The 16,827-nt window shown below is 62.6% G+C and carries 16 protein-coding genes and 1 tRNA gene; 9 read left to right on the plus strand and 8 right to left on the minus strand.

Annotated features, from left to right (window positions below):
* The first annotated feature begins 55 nt into the window (after positions 1-55).
* The 5 genes from ACMHYJ_RS07120 to ACMHYJ_RS07140 all read left to right on the plus strand — a co-directional run bounded on the left by ACMHYJ_RS07120 (position 56) and on the right by ACMHYJ_RS07140 (position 6,018).
* Positions 56-604, plus strand: coding sequence for an RNA polymerase sigma factor (locus ACMHYJ_RS07120; protein ID WP_414245524.1), 549 nt, complete (start codon positions 56-58; stop codon positions 602-604).
* 138 nt (positions 605-742) lie between these two features.
* The gene (locus ACMHYJ_RS07125; protein WP_414245525.1) at positions 743-1,741 is read left to right on the plus strand and encodes a FecR family protein; all 999 of its coding nucleotides are present in this window, start codon (positions 743-745) and stop codon (positions 1,739-1,741) included.
* 260 nt (positions 1,742-2,001) lie between these two features.
* Complete coding sequence (locus ACMHYJ_RS07130) at positions 2,002-4,485, plus strand: TonB-dependent siderophore receptor (RefSeq protein ID WP_414245526.1); 2,484 nt, start codon at positions 2,002-2,004, stop codon at positions 4,483-4,485.
* Positions 4,486-4,603: 118 nt separating this feature from the next.
* The gene (locus ACMHYJ_RS07135) at positions 4,604-5,740 is read left to right on the plus strand and encodes a PQQ-binding-like beta-propeller repeat protein (RefSeq protein WP_414245527.1); all 1,137 of its coding nucleotides are present in this window, start codon (positions 4,604-4,606) and stop codon (positions 5,738-5,740) included.
* A gap of 83 nt (positions 5,741-5,823) precedes the next feature.
* Entirely contained in the window at positions 5,824-6,018 is a 195-nt protein-coding gene (locus tag ACMHYJ_RS07140; protein ID WP_414245528.1) for a YqaE/Pmp3 family membrane protein, read from the plus strand.
* 74 nt (positions 6,019-6,092) lie between these two features.
* On the opposite strand, the gene ACMHYJ_RS07145 is transcribed toward ACMHYJ_RS07140, so the two are convergent.
* The 3 genes from ACMHYJ_RS07145 to ACMHYJ_RS07155 form a co-directional block, all read right to left on the minus strand.
* A complete protein-coding gene (locus tag ACMHYJ_RS07145) occupies positions 6,093-7,040 on the minus strand; it encodes a nickel/cobalt transporter (RefSeq protein ID WP_414245529.1) in 948 nt (315 codons plus the stop codon).
* Between the two features lie 29 nt (positions 7,041-7,069).
* On the minus strand, positions 7,070-7,696 hold the full coding sequence (locus ACMHYJ_RS07150; RefSeq protein ID WP_414245530.1) for a DUF1007 family protein: 627 nt from the start codon (positions 7,694-7,696) through the stop codon (positions 7,070-7,072).
* Between the two features lie 95 nt (positions 7,697-7,791).
* The gene (locus tag ACMHYJ_RS07155; RefSeq protein WP_414245531.1) at positions 7,792-8,820 is read right to left on the minus strand and encodes a metal ABC transporter solute-binding protein, Zn/Mn family; all 1,029 of its coding nucleotides are present in this window, start codon (positions 8,818-8,820) and stop codon (positions 7,792-7,794) included.
* Between the two features lie 192 nt (positions 8,821-9,012).
* Here ACMHYJ_RS07155 and ACMHYJ_RS07160 point away from each other — a divergent pair, with 192 nt between their 5' ends.
* Complete coding sequence (locus ACMHYJ_RS07160) at positions 9,013-9,222, plus strand: hypothetical protein (RefSeq protein WP_414245532.1); 210 nt, start codon at positions 9,013-9,015, stop codon at positions 9,220-9,222.
* On the opposite strand, the gene ACMHYJ_RS07165 is transcribed toward ACMHYJ_RS07160, so the two are convergent.
* The gene (locus ACMHYJ_RS07165) at positions 9,173-10,330 is read right to left on the minus strand and encodes a Fic family protein (RefSeq protein ID WP_414245533.1); all 1,158 of its coding nucleotides are present in this window, start codon (positions 10,328-10,330) and stop codon (positions 9,173-9,175) included. The genes ACMHYJ_RS07160 and ACMHYJ_RS07165 overlap by 50 nt on opposite strands.
* A gap of 366 nt (positions 10,331-10,696) precedes the next feature.
* Here ACMHYJ_RS07165 and ACMHYJ_RS07170 point away from each other — a divergent pair, with 366 nt between their 5' ends.
* Complete coding sequence (locus tag ACMHYJ_RS07170) at positions 10,697-11,854, plus strand: amidohydrolase family protein (RefSeq protein ID WP_414245534.1); 1,158 nt, start codon at positions 10,697-10,699, stop codon at positions 11,852-11,854.
* Here ACMHYJ_RS07170 and ACMHYJ_RS07175 read toward each other — a convergent pair.
* On the minus strand, positions 11,851-12,738 hold the full coding sequence (locus ACMHYJ_RS07175) for a LysR substrate-binding domain-containing protein (protein WP_414245535.1): 888 nt from the start codon (positions 12,736-12,738) through the stop codon (positions 11,851-11,853). The two genes, ACMHYJ_RS07170 and ACMHYJ_RS07175, sit on opposite strands and share 4 nt — an antisense overlap.
* A 165-nt stretch (positions 12,739-12,903) precedes the next feature.
* Between ACMHYJ_RS07175 and ACMHYJ_RS07180 the strand changes: the two genes are divergently transcribed.
* On the plus strand, positions 12,904-13,536 hold the full coding sequence (locus ACMHYJ_RS07180; protein WP_414245693.1) for an ankyrin repeat domain-containing protein: 633 nt from the start codon (positions 12,904-12,906) through the stop codon (positions 13,534-13,536).
* 36 nt (positions 13,537-13,572) lie between these two features.
* Here the strand turns inward: ACMHYJ_RS07180 and ACMHYJ_RS07185 are convergent, their stop codons facing one another.
* The 3 genes from ACMHYJ_RS07185 to ACMHYJ_RS07195 all read right to left on the minus strand — a co-directional run bounded on the left by ACMHYJ_RS07185 (position 13,573) and on the right by ACMHYJ_RS07195 (position 15,228).
* Positions 13,573-13,908, minus strand: a complete 336-nt coding sequence (locus ACMHYJ_RS07185) for an Arm DNA-binding domain-containing protein (protein WP_414245536.1) — start codon at positions 13,906-13,908, stop codon at positions 13,573-13,575.
* Between the two features lie 175 nt (positions 13,909-14,083).
* Positions 14,084-14,168, minus strand: a tRNA-Leu gene (locus ACMHYJ_RS07190).
* Between the two features lie 40 nt (positions 14,169-14,208).
* Positions 14,209-15,228 carry a GlxA family transcriptional regulator gene (locus tag ACMHYJ_RS07195; RefSeq protein ID WP_414245537.1) on the minus strand — a complete coding sequence of 340 codons (1,020 nt, stop codon included), beginning with the start codon at positions 15,226-15,228 and terminating at the stop codon, positions 14,209-14,211.
* Between the two features lie 166 nt (positions 15,229-15,394).
* Here ACMHYJ_RS07195 and ACMHYJ_RS07200 point away from each other — a divergent pair, with 166 nt between their 5' ends.
* On the plus strand, positions 15,395-16,822 hold the full coding sequence (locus ACMHYJ_RS07200) for an L-serine ammonia-lyase (RefSeq protein ID WP_414245538.1): 1,428 nt from the start codon (positions 15,395-15,397) through the stop codon (positions 16,820-16,822).
* Positions 16,823-16,827: the final 5 nt, after the last annotated feature.

A 16,827-nucleotide genomic window follows, 5' to 3' on the forward strand; every position in this document is an offset into this window, starting at 1 on the left:
GACGGCTTGCCCGGCAGCTGAGAAGATCAAGGCCTTTAAACCAGAATGAGAATGATTGTTAATATATAGCCCTTTCACGCTCTCGTCGCCTGATCCGCCATGGCCCCCCCCCGCGTCCAAGAAAGGCTGGCTCGCTTATTACAGCGGGTTGATCGGGTCGTGGGCCAAACATAACAGCCGGCCCTTCGACGCGGAAGACGCCGCCCAGGAATCAGCCGCCAATCTGCTCGGCAAGGGTTCGGAGGCCGTCCTGAATCCCGACGCCTATCTGTTCCGCTCGACGCAAAACCGCTTGCGCAACGAAATCCGGCGCCAAGCCCGTCATGAAGCCCTCTCGCTGGAGGACTTGGCCGAAGACGACCACCCGCTGTGGAGGGACGCGGATGCGGCGCTGCGCGCCAGCCAGCTCGTCCAGGCGCTGGAAAAAGCACTGGCGCAATTGCCGCTGAAGAAACGGCAAGTCTTCATTCACCAGCGGCTGGAAGGCTACACACAAGCTGAAATCGCCGAGAAAATGGGGCTGGCCCTGAACACGGTCGAACGCTATGTCATGGATGCCACACGCCACGTTCGCGCACAGTTACAAGATTTCAGCCCAAAATGATCAGGGATTCGCATGGCTGGGGTGTCTTTATGATGAACAGGGATGACAGGGCGCCCGGGCGCCGCGCGGCCGCCGGTTTGTGCGAAGACCACGAATAGGCTCCAATGGATCATCCCAAGGAACACTGGCGGTTGCCTCATGAACGAACCCCTCGACCCTGATGCCTTGCACGACCCCCGTGACGCGGCCGCCTACTGGTTCGCCCGCGAGCGATCCGGGCGCATGGACGAGGCCGAGCGCCGGCAGTTCGCTGCCTGGCGGCAGGCTCGGCCCGAGCACGACCTGGAATACCGCCGGGCAAAAGGGATCTGGAACGCCGCCCGGCTGATTCCCGCCGACCGCTTGCGTGCACTCGCGCAAGACCCCGCTCCCTCGGCGGGCCACCGGCGCTTCTTCCCGCCACGGCGCCTGGCCCTCGGCTTGGGCCTGGCCTGCGCGGCAGCCGTCGTGACTGGGGTGGGCTGGCCATACGAGGGCCTGGATGCGCCGACCTACACCGCCGAATTCGCCACGCAGCGCGGCGAACACCGCCAAGTGGCGCTGCCGGACGGCTCGATCCTCGATCTGGACACCGCCACGTCGCTGGCGGTTCGCTTCTACACAGGGCGGCGCGTCGTCGTGCTCCATGCGGGCCAGGCTGCTTTTTCCGTCGCCGCGGACGCCTCGCAGCCTTTTCATGTCGAGGCGGGCGATACTTCCGTGCGCGTGACCGGCACGCGCTTCGACGTCCGCAAGGACGGCGAACAGGCCCAGGTGACGGTCGAGTCCGGCACCGTCGAGGTCAAAAGAGGGCCCTGGTGGGATCGCAGCACCATCGCCCTGCGGGCCGGGCAAGGCGCCGCGCCGCGCGCGCAAGGCGGGCTGGCGCGCATCGACAACCCGGATATCGCGTCGATCATGGCGTGGAAACAAGGCCGCATCGTGTTTCGCAATACGCCGCTGCGCCAAGCCATTGCGGAGATCAACCGATACGCGGCCACCCCCATCCGCCTGGGCGACGGGAATTTTTCCGACATCCACGTCGCCGGGGTCTTCAGCACCGAGGACGTGTCGTCTTTCCTTGAGCTGCTGCCGGCGATTGCCCCGGTGGCGGTCGGGCGGCTCGCGGACGGCGCCTGGGCCGTGCATCGGCGATAGCCGGGCCGAGCCCCTTTTCCGATCCGGGCATGGTTCGGCGCCTGCGGGCGCTTTTTCATGGGCACACAAGCACCGCCAAGCCATTTTGATACGTTTTATTTCAATTTAATCGGCAATGCCTATCCGGGTTTCGGCGGGCCGGGGTGTCTTTATCCATGAGGGGCGGGGTTCAGGCCGCATGAACCGATGCCCTGTGGAACCTTCGGCCGAAGGGTGATCGGGCGCGCTTGCGCCTTGCTGAACGACTTGGAATATTTCCCGTGAATCTCAAAGAACATCTGGCGCGCCGGCAGGCGACCGCGCATGCCGCACCGCTTCCCGCCCGCCTGGGCGGCCTGGCGGCATCCCTCTTTCTGGTATTCGGATTTGCGCCGCAAGCCGTCCATGCGCAGGAAGTCCCGGCGCAGGTCGGCATTGCCGCCCAACCACTGAGCGAAGCGCTCATCCAGCTGGCCAACAGGTTTTCACTTGAACTGGCCTACGCGCCGGCCATCGTCCAGGGGCTGACCGCCCCTTCTGTTTCCGGCACCATGACCGCGGATCAGGCGCTGACCAGGCTGCTGGCGGGCACCGGCATCACCTTTCGCCGGACAGGCCGCCACGTCGCGCTGTCGCGTCCCACACCGGGCGAGGCCGCCACCCTGGAACCCGTCGTGGTGAGAGGCACGATGGATGCGCGGACGGAAGGCACCGGGGCCTATACCACCCAAGGCCCGATCGGTGCCGCCACGCCGCTGGGGCTGACGCTGAAGGAAACGCCCCAGTCGGTCAGCGTGATCACGAACCAGCGCATGGAAGACCAGGGGCTGACGACGGTGCAGCAGGTTCTGGAGCAGGTGCCGGGCATTGCCGTGCCCGCGATGGGCACCGAACGGGTCTGGATCATGTCGCGCGGCTACGGGATCATGAACTATCAATTGGATGGAGTGAACACCTATTCGGAAAACCGGGGCCTGGGCGCCTCACCGGCGCAAAGCCTGACCGACCTGGCGCTGTACGACCATATCGAGGTACTGCGCGGCGCTTCGGGGCTGATGAGCGGCGCTGGAGACCCCTCGGGCACCGTCAATATGGTGCGCAAAAAGCCCACCGCCGAATTCCAGGGTTCGGTTGAAGCCAGCGTCGGCTCCTGGGACGACAAGCGGGCGGTGCTCGACCTTTCCGGCCCGCTGAATGAGGCCGGCCGCGTCCGGGGCCGTCTGATTGCCGTTGGCCAGGACAGCGACAGCTATCTCGATGACTACAGCGCCAGGAAGGGCCTGCTGTATGGTGTCGTGGAGGCAGACCTGACGGATACCACCCGGGTCACCGCCGGGGTGGAGTACCTGAACCGACGCTCGGATGGCGCTTCGTCTTATCTGGGCTGGCCGCTCTGGTTCAGCAATGGCGAAAGAACCGATCTGCCGCGTTCTTTCAACATCGCAAGCCGAGACAGCTACTTCACGACTCGCTCGACCAGCCTGTTTGCCGCGTTGGAGCAAGAACTGAGCAACCGCTGGCGGCTGAAGCTGTCCGCCAACCGCCTGCGTTCCTCGCAGCTGAACGACTCCGTGATTCTGGGGGTCTACGGTGGCCATCCTGATGCGCTGACGGGAGATGGACTCAATCTGGTCGCCGAGCGCTACGCCTTTGAACAGAAGGTAGACAGCCTTGACCTGAACGTGCGCGGTCCCTTTTCCCTATTTGGACGGCAGCACGAACTGGTGCTTGGGGCCGACTACCAGCGCTACAACAGCTACACCGATAGCAGCAGCGACCTAAGCGGGTTGGATGGCAGCCCCGCGAACATCTACACGTGGAACCGCATAGACACCGGTGTCTATGGCGACCCGGATTTCTTTGTCGACAGCTCACGTCGACAGAAAAGCCTCTACGCGGCGGCACGTCTTGAATTGAGCGACAAGCTCAAGTTCATCGTCGGCACGAAAGTATTCAGCTACGACGAAAACTACATCTCACGATCCGGCACGGGATCCAGCAGCGAAAGGCCGGCCTCGAAAAGCAGCGTCTGGACGCCTTATGGCGGACTGGTCTACGAGCTGGATGAAAACCACACGGCTTACGCCAGCTACGCCACGATCTTCCAGCCGCAGACGGCGCGGGATCGCACGGGCGCAGCGCTCGACCCGCGCGAAGGCGCGACTTACGAGATCGGCCTCAAGAGCAGCTGGCTGGGCGGGGGCCTGAACACCGCCGTGGCGCTCTACCAGATCGACCAGAAGAACCTGTCCGAATCCGATCCCGGCTATTTTGTGCCCGGCACCACCACCGCCGCCTCCCGCGCCGTCGAGGGGGCCAGGACGCAGGGGGTGGATCTGGAAGTCTCGGGCGCACTGACGCCCCAATGGAACGTCGCCGCTTCATGGACCTATAGCGAAACCCGGAATGCCGAGGATGCGCGCATCACGACCACGTTCCCGCGCCACATGGTGAAGCTGTGGACGACCTACCGCCTGCCCGGCGACTGGAACCGCCTGACCGTGGGCGGCGGCCTGAACTGGCAGAGCAAGACCTACTCCACCGTCAACGCCTGGCAGATTGGCCGCGATATGTATTGGGAGCAGAAGCCTTTTACCGTGGTCAACCTGATGGCGCGGTACGACTTCAACAAGCAATTGTCGGCCACCCTGAACGTCAACAACCTGCTTGACGAGACATACATCGCGTCCGTCAGCGACTGGTGGTATGCGGGCAATTACGGCGCACCGCGCAGCGCCTCCCTGAACATGAAATACCAGTTCTAACGACGCGTCTGAACAATCGCTTCGTCCTTAAGGGCGAAACCAAACAACACGCAGCCCGGGAAAACCGGTGTGGAGGCATTGCCGACCGGGCCTTGCGCACAGAAGGAATCCAATCAAGATGACGACACTGAAAACCCTTGCCTGGCGCGGCCTGGCCGCCGCCACCCTGCTGGCCCTGGCCGGCTGCCAGACCCCGCCCACGGCCACGATCACCGGTGGACAGGCCGGCGTGCTGGATACCCTGGCCCAGGCCCCGACCCTGCGCCAGGACGTGTTCCAGGGCATCTACGAAGTGGTGGCGACACCCGCTGACGGCCTGTTCGTCGCCACCACCCCGTCTTTCGACCCGGCCAAGAGCGGCCTGGTGTACCGCCTCGATCCGCGCACCCTGCAGCCGCTGCAGACCATCCAGCTGCCGCGCAAGGCCTTTGCCCTGGGCCTGAACGCCCGCACCCGCACGCTGTACGTCGGCAACACGGTGGATGGCTCGATCACCGCCCTGGATGCGGGCACCGGCCAGATCAAGCACATGATCCAACTGGCGCAGCCCGAAAAAGGCGAGGGCGGCAAGGCACGCATGCCGCACACCCGCATGGTCGTTGTCGATGAAGCGCACGACCGCGTGTTCGTCACCAACCCCAGCCGCAACGGCAAGGTCTGGATCGTCGATGGCGCCAGCGGCACCTTGCGGCATACCGTGGAAGCCGGCATGGGCACCGTCGGGGCCGCCTATGATGCCGCCGCCAATCGCCTGTATGTGGGCGGCAACAATGAAATCCTGGTCATCGACCCGGACAGCGGCGCTATCGCGGCACGCCACGATGCAGGCGACGGCGCGAAGCATTTCTTCATCAACCTGGCGCTGGACGATCAAGGCCAGCGGCTGTTTGCCACCGATCCCAATACCAACCAGGTCTATGTCTTCGATACCGCCAGCGGCCGGGTGTTGCACCACATGCCCGTGCACGGCGTGAGCGCCCTGGACATCGTCCATAACCCGCTGCGCAACGAAATCATCACCACCAGCCGGGGCACGTCGAAGGATCAGCCGCACGGCACGGGCGCGGTCACGATCTTCGATGCCACGACCTATGCCGTGAAGCGCGTGATCGACCTGCCGGTGCACCCCAACAGCCTGGCCTTGAGCGCCGATGGCCAGACGCTGTACGTGACGGTCAAGATCACATGGGATAAAACACACCCGGCCTGGCGCGAGGACGCCCGGGGCAGCGTCGTGCGCATCGACTTGGGGTGATCCGGGCACGGCGCCAACAATCGTTTGCGCCGCTGTACACTGCCAACATCTGCCGACGTTTCAACCGACCCGAGAGAAAACCCATGCGCTTGTTGATTGCCTTGATCCTACCGTGGCTGACGTTTTTCACCATCGGCCGGCCCATTGCCGGGATCATCTGCCTGATTCTCCAACTGACCTTGATCGGCTGGCTGCCGGCGACCATCTGGGCCGTATACGCCTTGAGCCAGTACAAGACCGACCAGAAAATTGAAAAAGCGATGTCCCAGCGGGGGTAAGGCGGGATAAAACGCGCCCGCCGCCTTTTCGCCACCATCCGCTACCCGGCCTGGTTCGTTGGGCCGCCAGGGCGCTAACCCAGCGGCAAGAGCGGGTGCGGGACGGCGGCCAGCCCGTGCTGGAGAAGGCCGGCCCCCATGAGGCCGATCACCATGCCGCCCAGCAGCCCCAACACATCGAAAACGGTGTCCAGGCGCTGCGGCGCGACGCGGCGGCGCGGGAACAATCGCAGCGCAAGCTGGCGAAACGACACGGCGCAAGCCGCCAACAGGCCGACGGTCGCCGCCGTGCCCAGCGACATGGCCAGCACCGCAGCCACGCCAACCCCGCGCAAACCGAGCGAATACGCGACCAGCAGCACAAGGACGGCCCCCGTGCAGGGCCGTATCCCGATGGACAGGATAATGGGCAGCGCGGTGCGCCAGGCCAGGGGCTGATCCAGATGGTTGCGGCCGACCTGGTGCGGGCCGCCGCAGTCGGCGCAATACAGCCGGATTCCGCCGCCTGAAAACAGCGACACCGCGCCGCGTGCCGTTTTGCGCCGTCGATACAGCCCGAGCGCGCTACGCAGGGCAAGCACCGCGCCCAGCAAGGCGATCAGGCCGAAACTGATGTTTTCAAGCTGGCTGGCGGCCCCTTGGGTGCGCCGCAGCGAATAGCCCAACACATTGGCCGCCACTTCGACCAGCAGCACCGCCACCGCCCCCTGGACCAGGGACGAGGCGACCGACAGGAACAGGCCGCGCCCCAGCCGTGTCCTGCTCGTGCCCAGGTAGGTCGCAATCACCGCTTTGCCGTGGCCTGGCCCCGCCGCGTGAAAGACGCCATAGAGCAGGCTGATGCCGATGAGCGGCCACGTTGCCGTCCAGCCCTGTTCGGCGACCAGGCGGATGGCGGCCGCCAGTTGCCGATGCAGCTCGGCCTGCATGGTCATGATCCAGGCCAGGAACCGGCCCCAGGCGGCGGTGTGGCTCAATCCTCCCCACAGGGCCAGCAGCAGCGCGCCGGCCAAGGTGGTCATGGCCAGGGCGCGCACCGGCCGCCTGCGCCCTACCCGCACTGGATATGCACCTTTTCCGCGAACAGATCGCCAAGACCTTCTTCGGACGTCGCGCCGCGATCCAGCGCCAGCGCGCGCGCCACGTCTTCGGGGGTGGGATTGGGCGGCGCCACCCGCGCCCGGCAGGCATGGCCCTGCGCGCTGCGGATCGTCGGCGGGTCTTCCGGGCGATGCGTCATCTGAATGAAATACGTGGGGTCGTACACGGAAAAACTGACGTCATCGCGCCTCGGATCCACCGCCTCGGCCAATGGGGCGGTGAACGACAGCTGCAACTGCCGGCCCTTCATTTCGCTGTTGAAGCGGGTGACGGTGTTCAAGCCGATGGGTCGGCCATCGGCGACGATACGCATGAAATAGCCGTATGGCCCCAGGTTTTCGATGACCTCGGCGGCAAAGTCGCCGATCACGAGGGTTTTACCCGGGCTGTCTTCCTGCAGACCATCGAGTATGGCCGCACTGTACAGTTCATCGAACAGCCATTGTTCCTCGATGGCCGCGATCATCCCGTCAGCCGACAGGACGATCGTGCTGCGCACGTCGATCCAGGCATGCGGATGGGCATGCAGACCGAAGGGCGCGAGAGCCAAAGCCAGCACGGCGAGGAAGCGAGTCACGTATTTGGGCCCTGCGAACGGTGTCCGGCCTGATCGGCCCGGCCACCTGAATGCGGATGCATGGGCGGGCAGGCGACGCAAACCGCAGCACGCGTTCATTGCCCCAGCGCGGCATCCCGGATGGTGTCGACATTATGCCGCATCATCTCGATATAAGTTGACGCCGGGCCATCCGCCGCCGACAGCGCGTCGGAATACAGTTCGCCGCCGACCTTCATGCCTGTTTCATCGGCAATCTGCTGGATCAGCCGGGGGTTGCTGATGTTTTCAAGAAAGAGCGCCGACGCTTTCTGATCCTTGATCTGCCGGATCAAGGCGGCCACGCCCGCCGCAGATGCCTCCGACCCGGTGCTCATGCCTTGCGGGGCCAGGAATTGAAGGCCGTACTCGCGTCCCAGGTAGCCGAAGGCATCGTGCGAGGTGATGATTGCGCGCCGGTCGGTTGGAATTCGGGCCACCGAGGACTTGAGCTCGGCATCCAGCGCCTGCAGTTTTTCATCATAGGCCCGGGCATTGGCCTGGTAGCCGGGGCAACCGGCCGCATCGGCGGCGCAGAAAGCCTTGGCGATATTGCCGACGTATACCCGCGCATTGCGCACAGACTGCCAGGCGTGCGGATCATACGCGCCATGGTGATCATGCGCAGCATGCGCCTGCTCATGGTCGTGGTCGTGGTCGTGGTCGTGGTCGTGGTCGTGGTCGTGGTCGTGGTCGTGGTCGTGGTCGTGGTCGTGGTCATCATGGTCGGCGGGATCGGCGTGGTCATCCGCCGTATTGCGCAGCAGCTCGACGCCCTGGGTGAGGACGATCACCGGCGCGGCGGCGCCGGACGCCTGGACGAGCCGATCCAGAAACCCTTCAAAATGCAGGCCGTTGGCCAGGATCAGGTCGGCCTTCCCCACGGCAATCGCATCGGCCGGCTTGGGTTCGTAGGCGTGGGCGTCGCCGTTGGACGGAACCAGCGTGGTCAGCGCGATCCGCTCGCCGCCCACGTTGCGCGCGAAATCGCTGATGATGGAAAACGTGGAAACGACCCGCAGTTCATGCGCGTGGACGGACGGCCACGCCAACAAGGCCAGCACGGCCGCGCCGGTCATTGAAACGAGTTTTGCGGATTTGAACATGATGCGCCTTTTGATTGGAAGCGGTGGAAATCAATAATTGATATGTTATAACATATCAATTGTCGCTTGTTTGATCTCGCTGCGGGCCCATGTCCGGCACCGGCACCGAGGCGTCGTGCCGCGTGTTGCGTGGCGGGCTCCTGCGCCATGGATCAAGGCATGCGGCAACGCGCGGCGTTGTAAACTATGCCCATGGTCAAACCGCGTCAATCCTCCGCCAAAACAATGGCTTCGGCGCTGGTGTGCTCCCGCTGCGAAGCCGTCACCGAACTGCACGACAACAAAGCCTACGAAGCCGTGCAAAACACCCTGCACCAGACCGGGCACGGCTTTGTGGAATCCGAGATCGAGATCAAGGGCACCTGCGGTAGCTGTCAAGCCAGCTGTCGTGTGCAGGTGTAGTGTTCATCTCGTAGTGAGTACTGCGTCCGCCACCGTTCGCTTTTTGCAGTACGGCGTGATGCAGCAGTTCTGTGATGTCGCGCAAGGCCGTATCCTGCGAGCATTTGGCGATGGCTGCCCACTTGCTCGTCGTCAGCTTACCCTCAAATCCATCCAGCAGCCGGTTCAATACTTTGATCTGACGGGCACTCATCGGAATGCCGGACGCCCATTGCCAGAACTTTGCCTTGGCCAGCACTTGATCCAGGGTAGCGTGTGCGTGTTCCACTGCCTTCAATAACGTCGCGAGGAACCACCGTAGCCAGGCGGTCACATCCATGTCGCTTTTTTGGGTGTGCTCCAAGCTGTCGTAGTAAGCTTTGCGCTCTCGCTGGATCTGTGCTGAAAGACTGTAGAACCGTTGAGGGCTGCCATCGGCGCGCGTCAATAGCAGATCACCGATGGCGCGGGCGATGCGACCATTGCCGTCATCGAATGGATGCAGCGCTACAAACCATAAATGTCCCAGGCCTGCGCGTATCAGTGACGGAGCAGCGGGTGAAGGTTCGTTGACCCAGTCCAGAAAGCGTGTTATTTCAACGCCCAGGCGGTCCGCTGGAGGTGCTTCGAAATGCACCTTCTCACGTCCAATGGAACCCGATACGACCCGCATCGGCCCCGTGGCATCGTTTCGCCAATTGCCGACACGGATGCGGCTCATGCCGGAATAGCCGGTGGAGAACAAAGCAGCGTGCCAGCCGAACAGGCGTTCATTCGTTAGGGCGGCTGTTGCGTTGCGAGTGGCATCCATCACCATATCGACCACGCCTTCGACTCGGCGATCGACAGGAGCGAGGGCACCGATGTCTACCCCCAGTCGCCGTGCGACAGAAGATCTGACTGATGCAGCGTTTAGCGTTTCGCCTTCTATGGCACTGGTTTGAACGACATCTTCCGTGAGTGCAGCCAAGCTGGCTTCTTCACGCAGGCCCATGCCGATATCACTCAGACGCCCAAACAGGAGCCCCTGTGCGCGGCTGACCGCTGCCATGGGCTCTGCCAGGGCAGCCAGATCGTATCGCCAGACAGGCCAGTGCGGCGATTGCCAGATGTATTCACCGTACTTCATGCGGCGATTGTGGGGGCGATTCGCCGCATTGTCAATTGGCTATTCCGAAGTTTTCATCAGTCCCACTGGTGCAGTGATTTTTAGGAAAGATCTGATCAATCATCTTCGTTCGCCTTTCAGCTCGCATCCGTCTTCGCCGGATCGTGCGGCCCGTATGCAGGCGCGTATCGACACCAGCAAGTAACTCGCCGTTGTTGCCAGAATAGGGGCGCGGATGATTTGATCGGCAGAACTATTTGCAAATCAAATGCATATCATACTTATATTTAATTTGTGGATATATAATCGGTTCGCTATCGTAGAGCCATCGTTTACGGCAGGCAATGCGCCTGACTCGTTTTGTTGGTTCATACCGAGGAGTAACTCATGGTCGAACGTCTGTTTATCAATGGTGTTACCGCCGATGGCAGCAAGCTAGACATCGCCGTGGCAGAGGGTCGTATCGTTGCAATGGGGCCGGATTTGCCTGCGGTGCCCGGTGCGGACGTCGTTGATCTGCATGGCTGGGTCGTCGTGCCGGGTTTTGTCGATGGGCATATCCATCTGGACAAGAGCTTTGTGGGTGATCGTTGGTATCCGCACGTGATGGCCAACAGTTTGCGCGAGCGCTTGGCGATCGAGAAAGAGGCGCTGGCACAAGCGAAACCGATGGCCAAGCGCGCCGAAGCGCTGCTGGAGCAAGCGGCGACGTTTGGCACGGTTGCCATGCGCAGCCATGTCGACGTCGATGCGACGACGGGCTTGACGAATTTGCACACCATCATGCAAGTGCGTGAGCAATGGCGCGATCGTATGCATATTGAATTGGTGGCATTCCCGCAGGCCGGCGTGATGTCCTGTCCCGGAACGGTGCAGGTACTGGAAAATGCCGCCCGAGAGGGGGTGGATGTTATCGGCGGGATTGACCCCACCACGTTAGACGGCGACGCCGACGGGCAGCTAGATGCTGTGTTCGGCATTGCCGATCGCTATGGGGTGAAGATCGATATCCATTTGCATGAGCCCGGGATGCAAGGGGTAGAGCAACTGCATCGTATTGCCGCCCGTACGCGGGCCGGCGGATTGAATGGCCGGGTCGCGGTCAGTCATGCCTATAGCTTGGGCGACGTAACGGCGGATGTGCTGGACGGTATTGCGACAGCGTTGGCCGATGCGGACATTGCCATCATGACGAATGCGCCGGGCGACCGGGCATTTCCGCCGATTATGCGCTTGCGCGAAGCAGGGGTGCGGGTGTTTTCCGGCAACGACAACATTCAGGATGCGTGGTGGCCGTATGGCACAGGCGATATGTTGCAGCGCGCCATGTTGTTGGGATATCGCTCGGGGTTCTACACCGATGAGGCGCTGCAGACTGCGCTGCACTTGGTCTGTGCGGCGGGCGCGCAGGTGCTGGGTTTGAGTAGCTATGGCTTGGCGGTAGGCAACGAGGCGACGTTTGTGGCGATCAATGCGCCTAACGCGGCGGCGGCCGTTGCGGGTGCGCCGGCCGCCCGACGGGTGATACGCCGAGGGCGTGGTTAGGATCGGGCGCGCGCGTGGTCGATCAATCGAACCAGTTCGTTGGCCAAGTCGCGGATCGGTGCACTGGCAGAGGGGCGAAAGAAGATACCGATTTCGTAGGCATCGACGTCGGGTAGGCCACTGCGCCGGGTCAGTATCCGGTGCTTCTTAGCGACCGCACGACGGGGAAGCAAACTGATGCCCATGCCACTGGCCACTGCCTCCTGGATGCCCGCCAGGCTGGAGCTCGTATAGCTGATGCGCCACGGCCGTCCGATGGTTTCCAACGCCTGGATCATATCGTCACGATATAGCCCGCGTTGGGGAAACGTGACCAACGGCACGGGATCTTGGTCGAGGCACGGCTGTCGCGCGCTATCGATCCAGGCCAATTTTTCGGGGCGGCAGATGACCGCAGCGCGGCTATGGCGGCGTTGCTTGATCAGAACCAGATCCTGTTCGCCTTGCTCGTAGCTGTGATAGAGGTCGCGGCTCAAGCCGCTGGTGACTTCCAATTTGACATGCGGATGGGCCCGACTGAATGTGGAGAGTAGTTTGGTAATCGCGCCGGTGGCGAAGTCTTCCGGTAGTCCCAATCGGATCGTGATGGCGACTATTGCGCCCGATAACGATTGGGCCAGGTTGTCGTTGGCGGTCAGCATCTGGCGGGCATATCGCAACGCAATATGGCCGGCTTCGGTGGGACTGACCGTGCGGTTGCCGCGATCGAGTAGCGTGTGGCCCGCAAGGTCTTCCAGGCGACGTATTTTCTGGCTGACCGTCGATTGGGTGGAATGCAGTCGCGTTGCGGCGATGGTAAAGCTGCCGCTTTCTGCCACGGCGACGAGGGCTTTCAGCAGATCCAGCTCAAACAGGACGCGATTCGGTTTTAAGCTGGTCGCCATGAAAGTATTCAATTTTTTAATAGAGTGGTGCGTTTTTTTATCATGGTCTCGGGCGACATTGCAACTCTCGGGGCGCTAACAAAAGCGATTGTTTTTGCGGGTTATCCGTATTAATGGAGGTGAATGATGTTGTTCAGACGTTTGACGATTTATGGAGTTTGTTTGATGGCGATGTGGATGTCTGCCGTCAGTTTCTCGGAGGGTAATCCTGTGAACCGGCAGTTGCTACAAACCGCCGCCAACGGCGGCGTATCGGAAATCAGCGCGCTGCTCGCGCAGGGCGCAGCCATCGAGGCACGCGATGCGCAGGGCCGCACACCTTTGCTTATTGCGACGCATGCGAATAACGCCGCTGCGGCCCAGGTTCTGATTGAGGCGGGGGCAGATGTGAACGCCAAGGACGCCATTCAGGATAGCGCGTACTTATATGCCGGTGCGCGGGGCCTGAACGAGATCTTGGAGATGACCTTGACTCATGGTGCAGACCTGAAAAGCACCAACCGATATGGCGGCACTGCACTCATCCCGGCGGCCGAGCGCGGTCACGTCGAAACCGTGCATCGCTTGATCAAGGCTGGCGTCGACGTGGATCACGTCAATCGCCTGGGTTGGACGGCGCTGCTCGAAGCCATCATCCTGGGCGACGGCGGGCATCGGCATGTCCAGATTGTGCATGCCCTGGTGCAGGCTGGTGCGGACGTGAAGCTGGCCGACCATCGCGGCGTGACACCACTGGAGCACGCCCGTCAACGAGGGTACGACCGCATGGTGCAGCTATTAATGGAAGCTGGGGCGTGACCGGCCGGGGTCAACGAAGCGTTCGTAACGCGGTTGTCATGGATCTCGGGCTGACGCGTGACCCAGTCTTGTTGCTGCATGGCTTGTAGCAGGCGAGTCAGTGAGGCGGGATATAGTCGGCATGGTTCGGCGAGCATTGGCCATGCTCGTGCAGCGTGCTTTGCCTGCCCGACCAGCCTCAAAACCGAGCTGGAGCGCTATGCGGCGCAGCATGCACAGACCTATGGGGAGGCGGTGGATGCCGTGATAGCGATAGAGCCAACTCTTGCTGGATGCGCGTACGCGCAGGTAGAGTCCGTCACCGTCAGCAAGCAGGTATTCTTTGGTACTGGGTGATGCAGTACGAATCTTCAGATCAGTCAGGAATCCCATTGGAGTCCCCCTTAAGAAAAAAACTGGACTAAAACCAGTCTAGGGGACTCTCTGGGGGACGCACAAGCTTGGGATTTGCTGAAACTTGATGGAACCTCATGGGTTAAGTTTTCAACCTAACCGCATGATTTCTTTGAGAATTTGGTGCAACTTGAACCTGTTTGGAACAAGTCGTTGGTGCCCGGGGCCGGAATCGAACCGGCACGCCTTGCGGCGGGGGATTTTGAGTCCCCTGCGTCTACCAATTTCACCACCCGGGCAGAGTCGGGCCACAGAACATGACCCGGAAACGGATCGCCATTATACGGTGTTTTTCGGATCGTTTGCATGGCGGCGCCACAAACCGGGCGCCTGGCCGTATTCGGCGCGAAAAATACGGCCCATGTGGGCCGCATCCGAGAAACCGGACTCGGACGCGATGGCGGCGATGCTTTTATCCGTGTGCCGCAGCATCCAGGCGGCCAGCTGCAGGCGGATCTTGCGCGCATGCCCCTGGGGAGTGGTGCCCAAGTGCTGCTTGAACAGGCGCTGCAGTTGTCGGGGCGACAAGCCCAGGCGGTCGGCCAACTGCGGCAGGGTCAAGGCCTGGCCCGCATATTGCTGGATCAGCAGCACGGCGCGGCGCACGGCGGGCGGGCTGTCCGCCGGGACGTCGGGCGGCGGGGGCTGAACCCGGGTGTGGGGCTGTTCGATGTCGGTCTGCAGGCAGCGCAGGGCCTGCTGAATGTCGGCGGCGGGCACCTGCCGGCGCAGGATGCGCGCAGCGACATCCATCACGGCGGGGCCGCCGGCGCAGCTGATGCGGCGGCGGTCGAAAATCAGTTGGCGGTCGATGACCAACTGATCCGGGGCAATGGCCGGAAACCGCCGCACAAAGTCCTGGTACAGATTGCCGCCCAGGCTGAAGCGGTGGCCCGCCAGCACACCGGCCTGCGCCAGGGCGTACACCCCGTTGGCCAGGCCCACCAGATGGCGGCCTGCGGCGGCGGCCCGCTGCAGCCAGGCCAGCAGGCCCGCCTCGAAAGGGGCGACCGGCGCCAACGGCCCCCCAACCACCACCAGGTAATCAAAGCGCAGGGGATCACCCAGCAAATCGGTGGGCACCACCTGCACGCCACTGGCCGAGCGCACGGGGATCAGGGTATCGGCCACGACTTCCCAGGCACAGGGGCCGGGGGCATCGACTTGGGCGTCCAGCAACCCCAGCAAGTCGGCAAAGGCGGCAAAAGCGCCCATGGCGAACTGGGGCAGCAGCACGAAGCCCAGACGGATGTGGACGGCATCATCAGGTCGGATCGCTGTAATGTCGTTTTTATTCATAAAAATATGATTATCGTCGTTTTTATCCTAATTGACCCAATCGGCCATATTGTGAATAGGGTCAACTTCAAGCCATATTATCCGATTATTCCTGATGAATGTCGCTTTCATTCAATCAAGATTCTGCCAAATCACTAGAATCACCTGCATTCACTGGAGTTTTCTCATGGCACTTTCTGTTTTCGATATTTTCAAGATCGGCATCGGGCCGTCCAGTTCGCACACGGTGGGGCCCATGCGGGCTGCGCGCAATTTCGTGCGCAACCTGGATGCCCGGGGCCTGTTGCCACAGGTCGCCAGCCTGTCCATTCATTTGTACGGCTCGCTGGCTGAAACCGGGGCCGGGCACCGCACGGACATGGGCATCATGCTGGGCTTGATGGGCGAGGCCCCGGACACGGTGGATCCCGGCGCCATCGGCGGGCTGATCGACGCGGTCAATCGGGATCAGCGCCTGGCGCTGTGGCACCGGCACACGATTGCCTTCAACCCCAAAACCGTGTTTTCCGGGCGGGTGCAGCCCCTGCCCGAACACCCCAACGGCATGCGCTTCATGGCGCTGGATGCCCGGGGCGATACCATTCTGGACGAACGCTATATCTCGATCGGCGGGGGCTTCATCCGGGCGCTGGACAGCATCGAAACCGACGAGACCGTGCCCGAACACGATCCCATGCCCTACCCGTTCGCCAATGCGGCTGAACTCATGGATCAGTGCCGGCGTCACGGCTTGAGCATCGCCCAGCTGATGATGGCCAATGAAACCACGCTGCGTTCCGCCGACGAGGTGCGCGCGGGGGTGCTGCGCATCGCCCGGGTGATGGACGATGCCATCGACCGGGGCTGTGGCCTGCACGGCGCGTTTGCCGACGACATCCTGCCGGGTGGCCTGAAGGTCAAGCGGCGCGCCCCGGCCCTGTACCAAGAGCTGCTGTCCAAGTCCCGGGCCGCCGAGCCCGGGCCGGTGCGCCCGCCCGCCCCCGCCAACCCGGACGACGTGATGTTCGCCATGGATTGGGTCAATCTGTACGCCATGGCCGTCAACGAAGAAAACGCGGCCAGCGGGCAGGTGGTGACGGCCCCCACCAATGGGGCCTCCGGCCTGCTGCCCGCAGTGCTGCGTTATTACCGCACGTTCATCCCCGGCTGGTCCGAAGACGGGGTGGTGGAGTTTCTGCTGACCGCCGCCGCCATCGGCTTTCTGTACAAGGAAAACGCGTCGATTTCCGGGGCCGAGGTCGGCTGTCAGGGCGAGGTGGGGGTGGCCTGTTCGATGGCGGCCGCCGGACTGGCCGCCGTGCTGGGCGGCACGGTGGCGCAGATTGAAAATGCCGCTGAAATCGGCATGGAGCACAATCTGGGGCTGACCTGCGATCCAGTGGGCGGGCTGGTGCAAATCCCCTGCATCGAACGCAACGCCATGGGGGGAAACAAGGCGATCAATGCCTCGCGCCTGGCACTGCACGGCGACGGCAAGCACCATGTGACCCTGGACATGGTGATCGAAACCATGCGCCAGACCGGCGCCGACATGAAATCCAAGTACAAGGAAACCTCGCGGGGCGGGCTGGCCGTCAACGTCGTGGAATGCTGACCGCC

Origin of the sequence: Castellaniella hirudinis, assembly GCF_047468865.1 — a bacterium.
Taxonomy (GTDB): Bacteria; Pseudomonadota; Gammaproteobacteria; order Burkholderiales; family Burkholderiaceae_B; genus Castellaniella; species Castellaniella hirudinis_A.